The sequence below is a fragment of the Pseudomonas frigoris genome (assembly GCF_047758635.1).
Taxonomy (GTDB): Bacteria; Pseudomonadota; Gammaproteobacteria; order Pseudomonadales; family Pseudomonadaceae; genus Aquipseudomonas; species Aquipseudomonas frigoris.
On record NZ_CP180479.1, the window covers coordinates 428,422 to 443,381 of the forward strand.

13 protein-coding genes and 2 pseudogenes are annotated in these 14,960 nt (G+C 59.8%); 6 read left to right on the top strand and 9 right to left on the bottom strand.

Annotated features, from left to right (window positions below):
• Positions 1-124: 124 nt before the first annotated feature.
• Together epsC and betT are read left to right on the top strand one after the other, a co-directional pair.
• On the top strand, positions 125-1,051 hold the full coding sequence (gene epsC, locus ACMXYH_RS02010; RefSeq protein ID WP_046045486.1) for a serine O-acetyltransferase EpsC: 927 nt from the start codon (positions 125-127) through the stop codon (positions 1,049-1,051).
• A gap of 406 nt (positions 1,052-1,457) precedes the next feature.
• Positions 1,458-3,413 (top strand): choline transporter BetT, encoded by a 1,956-nt coding sequence (gene betT, locus ACMXYH_RS02015; RefSeq protein ID WP_415767646.1) that lies wholly within the window; start codon positions 1,458-1,460, stop codon positions 3,411-3,413.
• Positions 3,414-3,440: 27 nt separating this feature from the next.
• Here the strand turns inward: betT and ACMXYH_RS02020 are convergent, their stop codons facing one another.
• Together ACMXYH_RS02020 and ACMXYH_RS02025 are read right to left on the bottom strand one after the other, a co-directional pair.
• Positions 3,441-3,701: a hypothetical protein gene (locus ACMXYH_RS02020; protein WP_415766144.1), complete on the bottom strand. Its 261-nt coding sequence runs from the start codon at positions 3,699-3,701 to the stop codon at positions 3,441-3,443.
• A gap of 92 nt (positions 3,702-3,793) precedes the next feature.
• Positions 3,794-3,949 (bottom strand): annotated as a pseudogene (locus ACMXYH_RS02025) (SDR family oxidoreductase); the annotation flags it as partial.
• 3 nt (positions 3,950-3,952) lie between these two features.
• Between ACMXYH_RS02025 and ACMXYH_RS02030 the strand changes: the two are divergent.
• The 4 genes and pseudogenes from ACMXYH_RS02030 to mgrA all read left to right on the top strand — a co-directional run.
• A pseudogene (locus tag ACMXYH_RS02030) lies at positions 3,953-4,252 on the top strand (LysR substrate-binding domain-containing protein); the annotation flags it as partial.
• A gap of 130 nt (positions 4,253-4,382) precedes the next feature.
• Entirely contained in the window at positions 4,383-4,565 is a 183-nt protein-coding gene (locus ACMXYH_RS02035) for a type II toxin-antitoxin system HicA family toxin (protein ID WP_046045491.1), read from the top strand.
• Positions 4,562-5,026 (top strand): type II toxin-antitoxin system HicB family antitoxin, encoded by a 465-nt coding sequence (locus tag ACMXYH_RS02040; protein ID WP_415766145.1) that lies wholly within the window; start codon positions 4,562-4,564, stop codon positions 5,024-5,026. Before ACMXYH_RS02035 ends, ACMXYH_RS02040 begins: the two co-directional genes overlap by 4 nt.
• A 120-nt stretch (positions 5,027-5,146) precedes the next feature.
• Complete coding sequence (gene mgrA / locus ACMXYH_RS02045) at positions 5,147-6,184, top strand: L-glyceraldehyde 3-phosphate reductase (RefSeq protein ID WP_415766146.1); 1,038 nt, start codon at positions 5,147-5,149, stop codon at positions 6,182-6,184.
• 155 nt (positions 6,185-6,339) lie between these two features.
• Here the strand turns inward: mgrA and tauD are convergent, their stop codons facing one another.
• The 7 genes from tauD to ACMXYH_RS02080 all read right to left on the bottom strand — a co-directional run bounded on the left by tauD (position 6,340) and on the right by ACMXYH_RS02080 (position 14,801).
• On the bottom strand, positions 6,340-7,182 hold the full coding sequence (gene tauD, locus ACMXYH_RS02050) for a taurine dioxygenase (protein ID WP_129439432.1): 843 nt from the start codon (positions 7,180-7,182) through the stop codon (positions 6,340-6,342).
• 202 nt (positions 7,183-7,384) lie between these two features.
• A complete protein-coding gene (tauC, locus tag ACMXYH_RS02055; RefSeq protein ID WP_415766148.1) occupies positions 7,385-8,218 on the bottom strand; it encodes a taurine ABC transporter permease TauC in 834 nt (277 codons plus the stop codon).
• Positions 8,215-9,009 (bottom strand): taurine ABC transporter ATP-binding subunit, encoded by a 795-nt coding sequence (tauB, locus tag ACMXYH_RS02060; RefSeq protein WP_415766149.1) that lies wholly within the window; start codon positions 9,007-9,009, stop codon positions 8,215-8,217. Before tauB ends, tauC begins: the two co-directional genes overlap by 4 nt.
• Positions 9,010-9,024: 15 nt before the next feature.
• Entirely contained in the window at positions 9,025-10,002 is a 978-nt protein-coding gene (gene tauA / locus ACMXYH_RS02065; RefSeq protein WP_415766150.1) for a taurine ABC transporter substrate-binding protein, read from the bottom strand.
• A gap of 251 nt (positions 10,003-10,253) precedes the next feature.
• Positions 10,254-11,837, bottom strand: a complete 1,584-nt coding sequence (gene gshA, locus ACMXYH_RS02070) for a glutamate--cysteine ligase (protein ID WP_415766151.1) — start codon at positions 11,835-11,837, stop codon at positions 10,254-10,256.
• Positions 11,838-12,093: 256 nt separating this feature from the next.
• On the bottom strand, positions 12,094-12,477 hold the full coding sequence (locus tag ACMXYH_RS02075; protein ID WP_415766152.1) for a PaaI family thioesterase: 384 nt from the start codon (positions 12,475-12,477) through the stop codon (positions 12,094-12,096).
• Complete coding sequence (locus ACMXYH_RS02080) at positions 12,477-14,801, bottom strand: Tex family protein (RefSeq protein WP_415766153.1); 2,325 nt, start codon at positions 14,799-14,801, stop codon at positions 12,477-12,479. Before ACMXYH_RS02080 ends, ACMXYH_RS02075 begins: the two co-directional genes overlap by 1 nt.
• Positions 14,802-14,960 lie beyond the last annotated feature (159 nt).

A 14,960-nucleotide genomic window follows, 5' to 3' on the forward strand; every position in this document is an offset into this window, starting at 1 on the left:
CGCCTTATGCCAAAAAGTGCTGAGCACAGCACAATCGGTTCTTAATTCGGCTTCCAGACCATGCCGTAAAGTAATCGCGGTTAACGCGGCCAGACAGTCCGGCCGCCCGTGAGGAGTTTTTACCGTGAGCGAGCGTTCCAGTCATTGGCAACTGCAGACCATCGTCAGCCAACTGCGCACGGCGCGTGATCAGTGGCGGGTACAAAATGGCCGCGCCAGCACCGAACAGGGCGGTCGCGAGTTGCCTTCCCGAGCGGCCATGGCAGAGATTCTCGAAGCCCTCTGCGGCGCATTGTTCCCGATGCGCCTGGGGCCGGTGGATTTGCGCGAGGAGAGTGAAGACTTCTACGTCGGCCACACGCTGGACGTTGCGTTGAACGCGTTGCTGGCTCAGGCGCGACTCGAATTGCGCTACGCCGCTCGCCACAGTGCTCAGGCCGACACTGAAGTCGAGGCCAAGACCATTCAGATCATTCAGGACTTCGCCCTCGCATTGCCGGGGCTGCGCAGTCTGCTCGACACCGACGTGCTGGCGGCCTATCACGGCGATCCGGCGGCTCGCAGTGTCGATGAAGTGTTGCTGTGCTATCCGGGGATTCTGGCGGTGATTCACCATCGCCTGGCCCACCATTTGTACCGCGCCGGATTGCCGCTGCTGGCACGGATCAGCGCGGAAATCGCACACTCGGCGACCGGCATCGACATTCACCCTGGCGCGCAGATTGGTCGCAGCTTCTTCATCGATCACGGGACGGGTGTGGTGATCGGCGAGACCGCCATCATCGGCGAGCGCGTGCGGATTTATCAGGCCGTGACGTTGGGCGCCAAGCGCTTCCCGGCGGATGAAGACGGTCAGTTGCAGAAGGGGCAACCGCGACATCCGATTGTCGAGGATGACGTGGTGATCTATGCCGGTGCGACGATTCTGGGGCGGATCACCATCGGCAAGGGCTCGACCATTGGCGGCAATGTCTGGCTGACCCGCAGCGTGCCGGCGGGGAGCAACCTGACTCAGGCGAATCTGCAGCATGATGATGGGACGCAGAAGTAAGCCCCCGGCTTTTTGGTGACTGATAAACAGTCTTCGTTGGCTGTAGGAGCTGTGTAGGAGCTGTCGAGTGAAACGAGGCTGCGATCTTTTGACTTTGCTTTTTTAAGATCAAGATCAAAAGATCGCAGCCTCGTTTCACTCGACAGCTCCTACAAAATCCCCCGAACCCCACGTCATACCCTTCCTTGAGCTAGCGTACGAACAGTACCGCCGAGCCTTGCGATTAGTCCTTAGCACCCTATTCATGTTTAACTTGAACGCTCATTCAAGTTAAACCGCCGGTTTGCTGCCCGCTCACAACAGGAGGCTTGCCTATGCCGAGTCCGTTACTGATTGCCCTGTTTCACCCCCTTGAGGTGCATCTTTCATGAGTGCATCGCCCACCCCCGCTAGCGGTCAGGTCCGCATGAATCCGCCGGTGTTTTACTTTTCGGCGACGTTCATTTTGCTGTTCGGCATCATCGTCATCGCCATGCCTGAACAAGCCGGCGCCTGGCTTCTGGAAGCGCAGAACTGGGCGGCCAACACGGTCGGCTGGTACTACATGCTCGCGATGACCCTGTATCTGGTCTTCGTGGTGGTCACCGCCTTGTCCGGCTACGGCAAGATCAAGCTCGGTGCCGACCACGACGAGCCCGAATTCAGTTACCTGTCCTGGGCCGGCATGCTGTTCGCCGCCGGGATCAGCATCACGCTGTTCTTTTTTTGCGTGTCCGAACCGCTGACACACCTGGCGCAACCCCCGCAAGGCGAAGCCGGCACGGCGGATGCGGCGCGTCAGGCGATGCAGATTCTGTTTTTGCACTGGGGCCTGCACGGCTGGGGCGTGTTCGCCTTTGTTGGCATGGCGCTGGCTTATTTTGCCTACCGTCACAACCTGCCGCTGGCCCTACGTTCGGCGCTCTATCCGCTGATCGGCAAGCGCATCAACGGCCCCATCGGTTACGCGGTGGACGGCTTCGGCATCATCGCCACGGTGTTCGGCCTCGGTGCCGACATGGGCTTTGGCGTGTTGCACCTCAACTCGGGTCTGGACTACCTGTTCGGCATCGCTCACACCCAGTGGATTCAGGTCGGCCTGATCACGCTGATGATGGGCGCGGCGATCATCGTCGCGGTGTCCGGTGTCGATAAAGGCGTGCGCGTGATGTCTGACATCAACATGCTGCTGGCCTGCGCGCTGTTGCTGTTCGTATTGTTCGCCGGCCCGACCCAGCACCTGCTCAACACTCTGATCCAGAACATCGGTGACTACCTCGGCGCCTTGCCGATGAAGAGTTTCGACCTGTACGCCTACGACAAACCGAGCGACTGGCTGGGCGGTTGGACGGTGTTCTACTGGGCCTGGTGGATCGCATGGTCGCCGTTCGTGGGCCTGTTCATCGCACGGATTTCCCGTGGCCGGACCATCCGCGAATTCGTCTTTGGCGTGCTGCTGATCCCGCTCGGCTTCACCCTCGCGTGGATGTCGATCTTCGGCAACAGCGCCATCGATCAAGTCCTCAATCACGGCATGAGCGCCCTCGGCATGTCGGCCATCGATAACCCGTCGATGACCCTCTACTTGCTGCTGGAAACCTACCCGTGGAGCAAAACCGTCATCGCGGTCACGGTGTTCATCAGTTTCGTGTTCTTCGTGACGTCTGCCGACTCCGGCACCGTGGTGCTGTCGACGCTGTCTGCCAAGGGCGGCAATCCCGATGAAGACGGGCCGAAATGGCTGCGAGTGTTCTGGGGCGCAATGACCGCGTTGGTGACCAGTGCGCTGCTGTTTTCCGGCAGCATCGATGCGCTGAAGTCAGCGGTGGTGCTGACCTCGTTGCCGTTCTCGATGATCTTGCTGCTGATGATGTGGGGGCTGCACAAGGCGTTCTACCTGGAGTCGCAGAAGCAGATCGCGCAACTGCATTCGCTGGCACCGGTCTCCGGTTCACGCCGTGGTGGCTGGCGTCAGCGCTTGAGTCAGGCGGTGCATTTCCCGTCGCGGGATGAGGTCTATCGCTTCCTCGAAACGACGGTACGTCCGGCGATTGAAGAAGTGACGGCAGTATTCGTCGAGAAGGGTTTAAACGTGGTCACTCAGCCGGACCCGGCCAACGACAATGTCAGCCTGGAAATCGGTCACGGCGAGGAGCATCCGTTTATCTATCAAGTGCAGATGCGTGGCTATTTCACGCCGTCGTTTGCCCGTGGCGGCATGGGTTCCAAGGAACTCAACAACCGTCGTTATTACCGGGCTGAAGTGCATCTTGCAGAGGGCAGTCAGGACTACGATCTGGTGGGTTACACCAAGGAGCAGATCATCAACGACATCCTCGATCAGTACGAACGGCACATGCAGTTTTTGCATTTGGTGCGTTGATCGAGAACCGGTGGCGCCGGGCCTTTTTCAGGTCTCGGCGCTCAACACCATGAACAGCACCAGCGCCGCCACCGGCACACTGAACACCACCGTGCCGATCATCAGTTCCGAACTCAGTGACTGGCCGGCAGTGACCATGCCAACGGCGCCGTTGATCAACGTCAGCGCCAGCCACAAGACCACGAAGCTGTAGGTCAGTGTCTGTTGGCTGAAGCCGATTTTTTCGCCGATGAACAACATCAGCGCCAGCAGGATCAGGCCGAAGGTGATGATGATGGTGGTGTGCATGGTGTGTGCTCCTGATTTTGGGTGTCAGGCGTCCTTGCAGGATTGTCCGCACCCCGTTCTATCGAGCATAGGCGTCGCTGCGCGCCACGTGCTCAAACCAACCCACCGTTAACGCGCAGGATTTGCCCGTTGACCCACGCCGAATCAGGACCGACCAGGAAAGACACAACGCGGGCGATGTCTTCTGGCTGAGCCAAACGTTCCAGCGGGGCCATCTTGGCAAAGCTCTGGATCTGCTCTTCGCTCTTGCGTTGTTTCCCTTCGAATTCATGGTTGATGGCGAACTGAAGGAAGTGGCTATCGATGGCGCGCTTTCAGTATTCGGCGCGGAAATTTATGCGGCGTCGGCGATTGCCGGGTTGGGGCTGATCCAGTGCCCGCATTACCGAATGGAAACGCAGATTTCCCAGGGCTTGGTGCAGGAAGTCCTGATCGAAACGCCGCCACCGCCGATGCCGGTTTCGGTGTTGTATCCGCACAACCGACACATGTCGCCACGGGTTCGGGTGTTTGTGGATTGGTTGGGGGACGTGTTTGCGGGGGCACAGTAGCCGCTGGTCTATAGGGAAATCAGGCCGATGCACGATAGGCTAATATTTATCAGAGTGTGTATGGTGTGTATTGACATGAAGCTTCGTCGCGTAGTGTGCGCAGCAGATGCTGCCCACAAGGACGAAGGTGATGCGAAGTCGGGAAATGATCAGGATGATCGAGGAGGATGGTTGGTATCTGGTGGCCGTGAAAGGCAGCCATCATCAGTACAAGCATCCGTGCAAGCCAGGCAGGGTGACGATAAAGCACCCGGACTCGGATCTTCCGAAAGGAACGATCAACAGCATATTGAAACAGGCGGGTCTGAAATGAGACCCGACACCGAATACGAAAGCCCCAAGCGGGCCACATCACAGGAAGGACTTACCGAAATGAAATTCCCGGTCGTTCTGCACAAGGATGCCGACTCAGAATACGGAGTAATTATCCCGGACGTGCCGGGTTGCTTCTCCGCAGGCGGTACTGTGGCGCAGGCATTTGAAAACGTGAAGGAAGCGCTGTCGTTGCACTACGAAGGCTTGGTGGCCGATGGCGATCCACTGCCGCAGGTGCGTGAGATTGACGCTCATCTTGATAACCCTGATTACGCAGGCGGCGTGTGGGGTGTGGTCGAATTCGATATCACGCCTTACTTCGGCAAGTCGGTGCGCTTCAATGCCACGCTGCCTGAGCAGTTGCTTGAACGTATCGATCAAACAGTCAGGCGGGATCAGCGGTACAGCTCAAGGTCTGGCTTTTTGGCTGCCGCCGCCCTGCGTGAGTTGTCGGCGTAAATGTTGTGAAACGTTTCAGCATTTTCTCGAGTCCAAGGTCCATCGGCGTTTGTCTGGGCGTATGCTGGGCAACTTGCGAAGCAGTCGATACCAACTTCAAGACAGACAAGAGAGGATTCGATGACCTACACCGCTGCCGAAAACCGCTACGACTCCATCCCTTACCGCCGCGTGGGGCGCAGCGGGCTGGTGCTGCCCGCACTGTCTCTGGGCCTGTGGCACAACTTCGGCGACAGCACGCCGATCGACACTCAGCGTTCGTTGCTGCGTACCGCGTTTGATCTGGGCATCAACCATTTCGACCTGGCCAACAACTACGGCCCGCCGTATGGCAGCGCCGAGATCAATTTCGGTCGTTTGCTGCGTGAAGACTTCAAGCAGTATCGCGACGAGCTGATTATCTCCAGCAAGGCCGGTTGGGACATGTGGGCCGGCCCTTATGGTCAGGGCGGCGGTTCGCGCAAATACGTGCTGGCCAGCCTTGATCAGAGCCTGCAGCGTCTGGGCCTGGACTACGTGGACATCTTCTACTCCCACCGCTTCGACCCGGACACGCCGCTGGAAGAAACCGCCAGCGCACTGGCCGCCGCGGTACAACAGGGCAAGGCGTTGTACATCGGTATCTCCTCGTACTCGGGGGTTAAAACCCGTGAAATGGCCGCGCTGCTGAAAGAGTGGAAGGTCCCGTTGCTGATTCACCAACCGGCTTACAACCTGCTCAATCGTTGGGTGGAAAAAGACCTGCTGGATACGACGGACGAACTCGGTACGGGCGTGATTGCGTTTACGCCGCTGGCTCAGGGGTTGTTGACCGACAAGTACCTGAATGGTGTGCCGGCTGATGCGCGGGTCAATCGTCCGGGGGGTGGTTCGTTGCAGACGGCGCACCTGTCCGAAGCCAACATCGCTCATGTGCGTGCGCTGAATGAGATCGCCAAGCGTCGCGGTCAGAGTCTGGCGCAGCTGGCATTGGCGTGGACGTTACGCGATCCGCGCGTGACGTCGGCGCTGATCGGTGCGAGCCGGCCCGAGCAGATTATCGAGAACGTCGGGGCGTTGAAAAATTTGAGCTTTAGCGCTGAAGAGCTGGCGGAAATTGACCGGTTTGCCCAAGAGGGCGGGGTCAATCTTTGGGAGAAGCCGTCGACGGCTGAGTAAGTGTTCGGCGCTGGATCCTTTGGCGCCTGACAGACCGCTTTCGCGAGCAAGCCCGCTCCCACATTAGACCGAGTTGTTCAGTAAGAACGCGGTCTAATGTGGGAGCGGGCTTGCTCGCGAAGGGGCCATCAAAGTTAGTAAAAAAACTCCCTGGATTACCGAAAAAACGGCACATCCCCCAACACCGTCGCCCGCTGCATCACCCGCCGAGCCGGCCGGTAATCATCCACGGCGTAATGCTGTGTCACGCGGTTATCCCAAAACGCCACGTCGTCCTTCTGCCAGCGCCAGCGAATGGTAAATTCCGGCCGTGTCGCGTGGGCAAACAGAAACTTCAGAATCACCTCGCTTTCGGTTTCCGACAGTTCGTTGATCTTCGACGTGAAGCCTTCATTGACGAACAACGACCGGCGTCCGCTCACCGGATGAGTGCGAATCACCGGGTGTGACAGCGGCGGATTTTTTCTGCGCGCTTCCTCCCACTGGGCCAAGGCTTGCGGCGTGTTGCCATAGCGCTCCAGCGGGAACGAGCGGGTGAAATCGTGGGTAGCCGTCAGCCCTTCGAGCAAGGTTTTCATCGGCGCGGACAACGCTTCATACGCCGCAATACCGCTGGCCCACAACGTGTCGCCACCAAACTCCGGCAACAACTTGGCGCTGAGCACCGCGCCCAGGGCCGGGGTCGGCAGGAAGGTCACGTCGGTGTGCCAGATCGCGTTGTCACGCACGTCGGTGACGGCGGTGTCGAGGATCAGCACTTCGGGCTGTTCCGGCACATTTGGGTAAATCGGGTGAATGTGCAGGTCGCCGAAATTGGCGGCGAAACGCGCCTGTTGCTGCGGTGTGATCGGCTGATCGCGGAAGAACAACACTTGATGTTTGAGCAGCGCCTGCTCGATGGCGTCGCGCTGTTCCAGGTTCAGCGGCTGGCTGATGTCGACGCCGCTGATGTGTGCGCCGAGGGCATAGCTTAAGGGGACGATGGTCAGGTTGCTCATGGTGTTCTCTTCAATTCTGGAGGCCGTACATGAATTTTGTGAACGACACCGCACCTGTAGGAGTTGCCGAAGGCTGCGATCTTTTGATGTTGTTTTTAGAGAGCAAGATCAAAAGATCGCAACCTCGTTTCACTCGACAGCTCCTACAGGGTTGATCCAAAAAAAGGGGGTATCAAGGCAGTTGCTCCTACATTCAAATGCTTCAGTGTGCCTGGCCATGCCACGGCACCAGTTTGCGTTGCAGGGCGCGCAAGCCCATCTCCATGGCGAAGGCGATCAGCGCGATCACCAGAATCCCCAGCACCACCACATCGGTGACCAGGAACTGCGCGGCCGACTGCACCATGAAGCCCAAACCGCTAGTGGCGGCGATCAATTCGGCGGCGACCAGTGTCGACCAACCCACACCCAGGCCAATCCGCACACCGGTCAAAATGTCCGGCAAGGCGCTCGGCAGAATCACATGGCGAATCAACTGCGCCCGGGTCGCGCCTAACGACTGCGCCGCGCGCAATTTGGCCGGGTCAACCGTGCGCACGCCGGTCGCCGTAGCGATGGCGATCGGGGCGAAGATCGCGAGGTAGATCAGCAAGACTTTCGACAGCTCACCGATGCCGCACCAGATCACGATCAGCGGCAGATAAGCCAGCGGTGGGATAGGGCGGTAGAACTCGATCAGCGGATCGAGAATGCCGCGGGCAATGCGGTTGTGGCCGATGGCGATTCCAACGGGCACGGCGGTCAGCACCGCGAAGCCCAGGCCCAGACCGATTCGGCTGAGACTCGCGCCAAGGTGCTGCCACAACGTTGAATCCATGTAGCCGGTGGTCACCAGCAGCCAGCCTTTTTGCAGTACGGCGGAGGGTGGCGGCAGGAACAGTGGTTCGATCATTCCTGTGGCGGTGACGGCCCACCAAATGACCACGAGCGCGACGAGTGTCAGCAGACTGATCCAGCGAGTACTGAGGCTGCGTCGAACAGGAATCACCGTAGAGTGCGGTTTGACCGTGACGACCGGAATCTCATAGCTGCTCATACGGTCTCCTGCCGCTGGGCGGCGCTGCGTTGGGAGAACACTTTGGCAAGCACGTGTTCGCGGGTTTCGATAAAGCGCGGGTCTGACTTGATCGATCGAGCCGACTCCCCAGCGGCATAACGTTGACCGAAATCCAGGCTCAGGCGCTCAACGATTTGCCCAGGATTAGGCGCCAGCAGAATCAGGTCCGTGGCGAGAAACACCGCTTCTTCGATGTCGTGAGTAATCAGAAATACGGGTTTTGCGGTGCGCTGCCAGACTTGCAGCAGCAACTCCTGCATCTGTTCGCGGGTGAAGGCATCGAGGGCGCCGAAGGGTTCGTCCATCAGCAACACCCGGGGGTCGGCGGCGAGGGCACGGGCCAAGCCGACACGCTGCCTCTGGCCACCCGAGAGCTGCCAGATCCGGCGGTTTTCGAAACCGCAAAGGTCGACCAGCGCGAGCATTTCCCGGGCGCGGATTTCGCGTTTGTCCCGGGGAATACCAGCCAGTTCCAGACCGAAACCAACGTTGGCCAGCACGTCCTGCCAGGGCAGCAGGGCATCGTCCTGGAACACTACGCCGCGTTCGGCGCTCGGGCCTTTGACGGGCACGCCATCAAGGGTGATGCGCCCGGCGCTGGGCTCGACGAAACCGGCAATCAGGTTCAACAGCGAGGTCTTGCCACTGCCGGACGGGCCGAGGGCGACCAGCAACTGCTGGGGCCCAAGACTCAGGGATATATCCGCCAGTACCGGTTCGGGGCTGCATGGGTACTGTGCGCTGATGCGCTCCAGCTGAAGCAAAGCCATCGCGGTTAACTCCGATCAGTTGGTGATGTATTTGGCGCTGACGTAGGGGGCGTAGTCCGGTAGCACGGCTTCAACCTTGCCTTGTTCTTTCAGGAACGCGGCGGTGTCGGTGATGGCCTTGGTGGTCGGCGCGCCGAGGGTGATCACCTGATCAGCCGCCAGCGGGAAGACGTTGCCTTGCAGCAGCAACGGAATGTCGCTGGCCTTGGCGCCGGAGAGTTTCACCAGCTTGTCGACGTTGCTTTGGTTGGCGAGCCAGGCTTTCGGGTCTTTGCGGTAGTCGGCGTAGGCATCGAGGGTCACCTTGGCGAACGCGGTGACGATTTCCGGGTGCTTCTCGGCGAAGTCTTTACGCACGATCCAGGCATCAAAGGTTGGTGCGCCGAACTTGGCCAGTTCACCGGAGGTGATCAGCACTTTGCCATTTTCCTTGGCCACGCCGAGGGCTGGGTCCCAAACGTAAGTGGCGTCGATGTCACCGCGTTTCCACGCAGCAATGATGGCTGGCGGGGCAAGGTTGAGGACGGTGACTTTCGATGGATCGATGTTCCAGTGCTTCAGCGCGGCCAACAGGCTGTAGTGACCGGTGGACACGAACGGCACGGCGATTTTCTTGCCGATCAGGTCTTGTGGGGTCTTGATCCCGGAACCGTCGCGGGCAACCAGGGCTTCAGCGGCGCCGATCTGCGTGGCGATGAGGAAGGTTTCTACCGGGACTTTACGGGTGATCGCCGCCGTCAGGGGGCTGGAACCGAGGTAACCGATCTGCACGTCGCCGGAAGCGATGGCGGCGATGATGTCGGCGCCGTTGTCGAATTTGCGCCAGTCGATCTTGGCGTTGGTGGCTTTTTCGTACGCGCCGTCGGCCTGGGCGACTTTCGCCGGGTCTACGGTGGTCTGGTAGGCGACGGTGACGTCAGCCGCCTGGGCAAAGAAACTCACCGCAGCCAGAGACGCGGCCGCCAGCAGGCGAAGGGGGAAAATCAGTTTCATTGAGAAGCTCCTTGTCAGGCGACCGAGAGTCGGCGTGAAAAGGAGACTAAGTGATATAAGAATCGGAAAATAAATAACTTTTTCGAATGAGCTTATGAGCAGAAAATTCTAAAGGATCAAAAGATCCCTGCGGCAGCTCCTACAAAGGTAGCGTGCGAATTCAAAATTGCGTGGTGCGGGCAAAAAAAAATCGCAACCCTGGCACCGTCCCAAGGAGCTGCCGAAGGCTGCGATCTTTTGACAGGCGCCGCTTAGTTGCTGATTGCCAAAATACTCGCCTGATACGACCCGACAAACACATCGAAATCGCCCACCTCGTTCTGCTCCAGCTCGACCTGTTCAGCCAGCGACGAACCTGCCCGGTCTTCAAATTTCGCCTGGTCTTCGCTTGAAAGCGGCTCGCTGCGGAAAAACTCCGCATGCGCGCGGCTCTGACGCAGGGAGAACTGAGCAAAGCTTTCCTTATGCTCAGCCATCGCCGCCAATACTTGGGCCGACGGTGTGCGGGACGGATCCTTGATCTTCTCCAATTGCACGTCCAGCGCCTTGCTATGCGCATCGCCGCCATGACTCTGATCCAGCATCGCCGCCAGTGGTGCAATCTTCTCCAGCAACTCGCCGGCCCATTCTTTCAGGTCCACCGGATGACCGTCGCGTTGCAGTTGCAGGCCCGGGCGGCGACCTTCCTTGACCACGCTGAGGAAGTTCGAGGTCGCGTTGCCGCACGAGGTGTTGGTCAGCAGCGGGCTGTCGTTCAGCGCGCAATACAGCAGGAACGCATCGAGGAACCGCGACTCCGGCAGGTCGATGCCCATCGGCAGGAACGGGTTGATGTCCAGGCAACGCACTTCAACGTACTGAATGCCACGGGCCACCAGCGCCTGAATCGGCCGTTCGCCGGTGTACGTCACGCGTTTCGGGCGAATGTTGGAGTAGTACTCGTTTTCGATCTGCAGGATGTTGGTGTTGAGCTGAACCCACTCACCGTCCTGATGCGTGCCGATTTCGACGTACGGCGCGTAAGGCGTTGCGACCGCTTTGCGCAGGCTGTCGGTGTAGCTCGCCAAGTCGTTGTAGCACGGCGTCAAACCGGCCTGGGCGTTGCTCTGGTAACCCAGGTCACTCATGCGCAGGCTGGTAGCGTACGGCAAGTACAAGGTGTCCGGGTCCAGTTGTTCCAACTGATGCGAGCGGCCACGCAGGAAACCGGCGTCCAGCGCAGGCGAAGCACCGAACAGGTACATCAGCAGCCAGCTGTAGCGGCGGAAGTTACGGATCAGCGCGATGTAGGCCGACGACTGATAGTCACGGTTGGTGCCGACAAAGCCTTCAGCCTCTTTAAGCAGCGGCCAGAGCTTTTCCGGTAGGGAAAAGTTGTAGTGAATCCCGGCGATGCACTGCATGGTCTTGCCGTAGCGCAGGGCCAGGCCCTTGCGGTAGACGTACTTGAGCTGACCGATGTTGGAGGTGCCGTAATAGGCAATCGGGATGTCTTCCTCGGCCGGCAACGGGCACGGCATCGATGGACTCCACAGGTACTCGTTGCCGAGCTTGCTGTAGGCAAAACGGTGGATCTTGTCCAGGCTCGCCAGCGTATCCGCCGGGTCGGGCAGGGCGGGCGTGATGAACTCCAGCAGCGACTCGGAATAGTCGGTGGTGATTTGTTCGTTGGTCAGCGCGGAACCCAATTCTTCCGGGTGCGGCGTTTGCGCCAGGCGACCTTCGCCGGTCACGCGCAGGCATTCACGTTCGATGCCGTGAAGGCACTGTTCGAGCAGAGAGAGGTTAGCGCGCTCGCCGAGCAGAGCCAGGCGGCGGTTGAGAAGTTCGCTCAAGTTGGATTCCTTCACGCGTCAGTCGCCCCAATATGGGGGTGGGCAAGACGGTCTACAAGGGTGAAGTTGAAACTGGCGTTGTCGCCTGGTTTTGGATCGCCACAATCCCTGTGGGAGCGGGCTTGCTCGCGAAGAGGGCGTGTCAGTCGGCACTTAAGTCGTCTGGCACACCGCCTTCGCGAGCAAGCCCGCTCCCACAGGAAACTCCGACGCTGCGGTCACAGCGCCGAAATTAACTCAAATTGGGGATGGGGAGCTATAGGACAGCGAACGTGCCTTGTGCTTTTGCGACGAGTTTGTCGCCTTGCATCACGTCGGCTTCGACCACCAGTGTGCGGCGGCCCGGGTGGATCACCCGCGCCGTGCACATCACTTCACCGTCTGCGACGGCGCGAATGTAATTGATCTTGCACTCGATGGTCGCGCTCTGCTGGTCAAAACCATGGGTGCTGGAACAGGCCAGCCCCATGGCAATGTCCACCAGACTGAACAAGGCCCCGCCGTGCAGCTTGCCACCGCGATTGCGCAGTTCTGGCGCAAGCCCGAGGGCGACTTGCGCCACCCCGGTATCCAGACTGTGCAAGCGACACCCCAGCAACTTGAAAAAAGCGCTTTCGGTCAGCCCGGCCGGGATGTCCATCAGCGTTTCTTCAACTGCTTGGCGTTGGCGAACAGCGACGCCATGGCGTTGTTGGCCGGAACCGCCGCCGTGGTTTCCTTACGCGGTGCGGTGTTCTGGGACTGGCGTGGCGCCGAACCCGGACGTGCACCACGGGCACCGTCGATTTTCTCGCCCGGCGTATCGCTCATGCGCATCGACAGGCCCACGCGTTTGCGCGGGATGTCGATTTCCATGACTTTCACTTTCACCACGTCACCGGCCTTCACCGCTTCACGCGGATCCTTGATGAACTTCTCCGAAAGCGCAGAGATGTGCACCAAACCGTCCTGATGCACGCCGATGTCGACGAAAGCACCGAAGTTGGTCACGTTGGTCACCACGCCTTCGAGGATCATGCCCAGCTGCAGGTCCTTGAGGTCTTCGACGCCTTCCTGGAACTCGGCGGTCTTGAATTCGGGACGTGGATCGCGGCCAGGTTTTTCCAGTTCTTGCAGGATGTCGGTGACTGTTGGCAGACCGAAGGTTTCGTCGGTGTACTTTTTCGGATCAAGACGCTTGAGGAAGCTGGCGTCGCCGATCAGTGAGCGAATGTCGCGGTCGGTCTCAGCGGCGATGCGCTGGACCAGCGGATAGGCTTCCGGGTGAACCGCAGACGAATCCAGCGGGTTGTCGCCGTTCATGACGCGCAGGAAGCCAGCGGCCTGTTCGAAGGTTTTCTCGCCCAAGCGAGCGACTTTCTTCAGTGCCGCGCGGGTTTTGAACGCGCCGTGTTCGTCGCGGTGGCTGACGATGTTTTGCGCCAGGGTCGCGTTGAGGCCGGAGATCCGCGCCAGCAGCGCCACGGAGGCGGTGTTCACGTCGACGCCCACGGCGTTCACGCAGTCTTCGACCACAGCGTCCAGGCCGCGCGCCAGTTTCAGCTGCGACACGTCGTGCTGGTACTGGCCGACGCCGATGGATTTCGGGTCGATCTTCACCAGCTCAGCCAGTGGATCCTGCAGGCGACGAGCGATCGACACCGCGCCACGGATCGACACGTCGAGGTCCGGGAATTCCTTGGAAGCCAGTTCCGACGCCGAGTAAACCGATGCGCCGGCCTCGGAGACCATGACTTTGGTCATCTTCATGGCAGGGTATTTTTTGATCAGCTCAGCGGCCAGCTTGTCGGTTTCACGGCTGGCGGTGCCGTTGCCGATGGCGATCAGGTCCACTGCATGCTTGGCGCACAGGGCAGCCAGAATCGCGATGGTCTGGTCCCACTTGTTGTGCGGCACGTGCGGGTAAACCGTGGCGTGATCCAGCAGTTTGCCGGTGGAATCGACCACGGCCACCTTGCAACCGGTGCGCAGGCCCGGGTCGAGGCCTAGCGTGGCACGCGGGCCAGCCGGCGCCGACAGCAGCAAGTCGTGCAGGTTGTGAGCGAACACGTTGATCGCTTCGGTTTCTGCGCCGTCGCGCAGTTCGCCCAGCAAGTCGGTTTCCAGGTGGGTGTAGAGCTTGACCTTCCAGGTCCAGCGCACCACTTCGCCCAGCCATTTGTCGGCGGCGCGGTTCTGGTTCTGAATGCCGAATTGCTGGCCGATCATGCCTTCGCACGGGTGCATGGTGCCCGGCAGTTCGTCGCCGACTTTCAGCGCCGAACTCAGAATGCCTTCGTTGCGGCCACGGAAAATGGCGAGTGCGCGGTGCGACGGCATGCTTTTCAGCGGTTCATCGTGTTCGAAGTAGTCGCGGAACTTGGCGCCTTCCTCTTCTTTGCCGGCGATGACGCGGGCGCTGAGGGTGGCTTCCTGCTTGAGGTAGCTGCGCAGCTTGTCCAGCAGGCCGGCGTCTTCGGCGAAACGTTCCATCAGGATGTATTTGGCGCCTTCGAGGGCCGCCTTCACATCGGCGACGCCTTTTTCGCTATCGATGAAGCGCGCGGCTTCAGCGTCTGGCGTCAGGGTTGGGTCGTTGAACAGGCCGTCGGCCAGCTCGCCGAGGCCGGCTTCCAGGGCGATCTGGCCCTTGGTGCGGCGCTTCTGCTTGTACGGCAGGTACAAGTCTTCGAGGCGGGTTTTGGTGTCGGCGAGTTTAATATCGCGTTCAAGTTGCGGGGTCAGCTTGCCTTGTTCCTGGATGCTGGCAAGGATGCTGATACGCCGTTCGTCGAGTTCTCGCAGGTAGCGCAGACGCTCTTCCAGATGACGCAACTGGATGTCATCGAGGCTGCCGGTCACTTCTTTCCGGTAGCGGGCGATGAAGGGCACCGTGGAGCCTTCATCGAGTAGCGCGACGGCCGCTTCGACCTGTTGTGGGCGTACACCGAGTTCCTGGGCGATGCGGCTGTTGATGCTGTCCATAAAACCACCTGACAAATTGTGAAAGCAGGCTCGCAGGCGCAGAGATAAAGGCTCGGCGAGTCTGGTTGAGCGGCCTGGCCTGCGCCGCTACCTGGATCAACAGGTATCCCGTTGACCCGTGAAATCGAACAATTACTGCCCGTGCCATGAAAATAAAAA